Raw genomic sequence first — 2,996 nt, 5'->3', positions numbered from 1 at the left:
GGCCGCGTCTTCGCCGCCCTGGCGCGGCTCGCCGCGCTGGCCGCCCTGCTGGTGCTGATCGGGCGGCCCGACTGGCTGCAGCCGCTGTTCGCGCCGCTCGCCGAGCACGGCGCGCCGGCCATCTACGACCGCGCGAGCCTGGTCGATCTCACCCTCTCCCACCTGGCGATCGTGGCCGCCTCCAGCCTGATCGGCTCGGCGCTGGCGATGCTGGCCGGGATCGCCGTGACGCGCCCGGCCGGCGCCGATTTCCTGCCGGTGGCGCGCAGCATCGCCAACCTCGGCCAGACCTTCCCGCCGGTGGCGGTGCTCGCGCTGGCGGTGCCGGCGGTCGGCTTCGGCGCCAAGCCGGTGCTGCTCGCGCTGACGCTCTACGGCCTGCTGCCGGTGTTCGAGAGCACCCTCGCCGGCCTGGGCTCGATCGCGCCCGCCACCCTCGAGGCCGCGCGCGGCATGGGCATGAGCGAGCGGCAGCGGCTTCTGTCGATCGAGCTGCCGCTGGCCGCGCCGGTCATCCTCAACGGCGTGCGGCTGGCCGTGGTGATCAACCTCGGCACCGCGACGATCGGCTCGACGGTGGCCGCCAAGGGGCTCGGCGACGTGATCATCGCCGGCCTGCAGACCTCGAACACCGCCTTCGTGCTGCAAGGCGGCGTGATCGTCGCGCTGCTGGCGGTGCTGGTCTACGACGCGCTCGGCTTCGCCGGCCGGTGGCTGGCGCCCGCCCAGGGCGCGGCAGGCGGGCGGACGACGCGCGGCTGAGCCAGCCGCCTCGCGCCGCGCCATTCGGCGCCGGCACCGGCACGATCGAGACAAGGCAAGGCCGCGGCATTCGCCAGGAACGATTCGCGCCGCGTGCCAATCCGCCGATTTCCCCGCAAAAATCAATCGATCGTTTCATCCATGAATAATCGATGGCGCTTTCCATATTCTCCTATCGATTTTCCGAAATGCTTTCGATTTCGATATTCATCCGCCACTACCTGAAATACGGGAATGAAATATCTCGTATGACAATTGGTGCGCAAACGATTGACCGATCATCCTCGCGAAATTGCCTGCCCGGCCGCGCTTGTAATATCCCAGAAAGCATCCTTGAATTCCGCTACCATCAAGCACTTTCGCCTATGAATAAGCTATTTAGTATCGCCACGCGATTCTCATGATCGGGGTCAACACTATTCGGGTTCCGGAAGGTAAAGAAAAAAACAAATGTCCCGTTAACGCGATTACGACAGGCACTCGTCACGCCCGTTTTCGTCTCGAACCCCAATTGAAGAGGCCACCATGAAAATTCTCAGGCTGGGCATCAAACATAAACTGCTCGGCGGTTTCGGCATACTCGCGGCGATCGTGGTGGGCGTCTCGGCATTCGCGCTGCATGCGCTCTCGGACGCCAATCTCGCCTTCACCCGCTACACGGCCGGCGTGAACGCGCGCGCCAATACCGCGGCGCAGATCCGCATGGCGGTCGACCGGCGCGCGATCGCGGCGCGCAACCTGGTATTGGTGACCAAGCCCGACGATATCGCCCTGGAAAAAGCCGACGTCGAGCGCGCGCATGCCGACGTGCAGCGCTACCTGGCCCAGCTCCAGTCGATGCTCGCCAGCGCGAGCGACACCACGCCCGAGGCACGCCAGCTCGCCGCCGACATCGCCAACGTCGAGAGCCGCTACGGGCCGGTGGCGCTGGCGATCGTCCAGCAGGCGCTGGCCGGCCAGCGCGAGGACGCGATCGCCGCGATCGACGACAAGTGCCGGCCGCTGCTGGCCGAGCTGGTGCGCGCCACCGACGCCTACGCGAGCTACACGCGCGAACGCGAGAGCGCGCTCGCGCAGGCCGGCGTGGAACGCTACGACACCGCGCGCAACCTGATGCTGGGAATCTGTGCTGCGGCCGTCGCGCTGGCCGCGCTGGCCGGGGTGGCGATCACCCGCTCGATCACGCGGCCGCTGTCCGAGGCGGTGCGCGTGGCGCGCACCGTCGCCGACGGCGACCTGACCAGCCACATCGAGGTACGCGGCCACGACGAGACGCGCGACCTGCTCGACGCGCTCGACACCATGAACACGCGCCTGGCCGGCATCGTCAGCCGCGTGCGCGAGGGCAGCTCGGGCATCGCGCTGGCGGTGGGCGAGATCGCCGCCGGCAACGTCGACCTGAGCCAGCGCACCGAGGAACAGGCGGCCTCGCTGCAGGAAACCGCGGCCACCATGGAGCAGTTCACCTCGACCGTGCGCCTGAACGCGGAAAACGCCCAGCAGGCCAGCACGCTGGCCAGCAGCGCCTCCGAGGTCGCGCAGCGCGGCAGCCACGCGGTGGGGCGCGTGGTCGACACCATGAACGACCTGGGCGAACGCTCCTCGAAGATCGCCGAGATCACCGGCATGATCGAGGGCATCGCGTTCCAGACCAACATCCTCGCGCTCAACGCGGCGGTCGAGGCGGCGCGCGCCGGCGAACAGGGCCGCGGCTTCGCGGTGGTGGCCAGCGAGGTGCGCGCGCTGGCCCAGCGCTCCTCGGGCGCGGCCAAGGAGATCAAGGAGCTGATCACGGCCTCGGTGCAGACCGTGCAGGACGGCGCGGTGCTCGCCGACGAGGCCGGCAGGACCATGGACGAGGTGACCCAGGCGGTGGCGCGCGTGACCGACATCATGGGCGAGATCGCCGCCGCCTCCTCCGAGCAGAGCCGCGGCATCGACCAGGTCAACCTGACCATCACCCAGATGGACGAGACCACCCAGCAGAACGCGGCCCTGGTCGAGCAGGCCGCGGCGGCCTCGAAGTCGCTCGAGACCCAGGGACGGCAACTCGACGAGACGGTGGCGACCTTCCGGATCGCGCAGGAACGGGCGAGCGGCATCGATGGCCTCGACGGCGGCGAGCGCCGGCCCGGCCGCGCCAACTGGCGCATGGTGCCGGCATGAGCCCCGCGCCCTGCCTGTTTCGCGACGGCGCGAGCCAGGCCGCGCGCGGCGCCCGGCGACGCGGCCAG

2 protein-coding genes are annotated in these 2,996 nt (G+C 69.2%); both read left to right on the top strand.

Annotated features, from left to right (window positions below; all coding sequences use genetic code 11):
- The first annotated feature begins 18 nt into the window (after window positions 1-18).
- Complete coding sequence (locus F3J10_RS35090) at window positions 19-762, top strand: ABC transporter permease (RefSeq protein WP_240155803.1); 744 nt, start codon at window positions 19-21, stop codon at window positions 760-762.
- 525 nt (window positions 763-1,287) lie between these two features.
- On the top strand, window positions 1,288-2,928 hold the full coding sequence (locus F3J10_RS35085) for a methyl-accepting chemotaxis protein (RefSeq protein WP_025098789.1): 1,641 nt from the start codon (window positions 1,288-1,290) through the stop codon (window positions 2,926-2,928).
- Window positions 2,929-2,996 lie beyond the last annotated feature (68 nt).

It is taken from the genome of Burkholderia sp. Cy-637, from assembly GCF_011753175.1.
Classification (GTDB): Bacteria; Pseudomonadota; Gammaproteobacteria; order Burkholderiales; family Burkholderiaceae; genus Burkholderia; species Burkholderia gladioli.
The sequence above is the reverse complement of the archived record's forward strand: the minus strand, read 5'-3'. Positions and strand labels throughout refer to the sequence as shown.

Bases quoted from the DNA above. Each gene is read 5' to 3' on its own strand.
- F3J10_RS35085 (WP_025098789.1), top strand. From the start codon at position 1,288: ATGAAAATTCTCAGGCTGGGCATCAAACATAAACTGCTCGGCGGTTTC.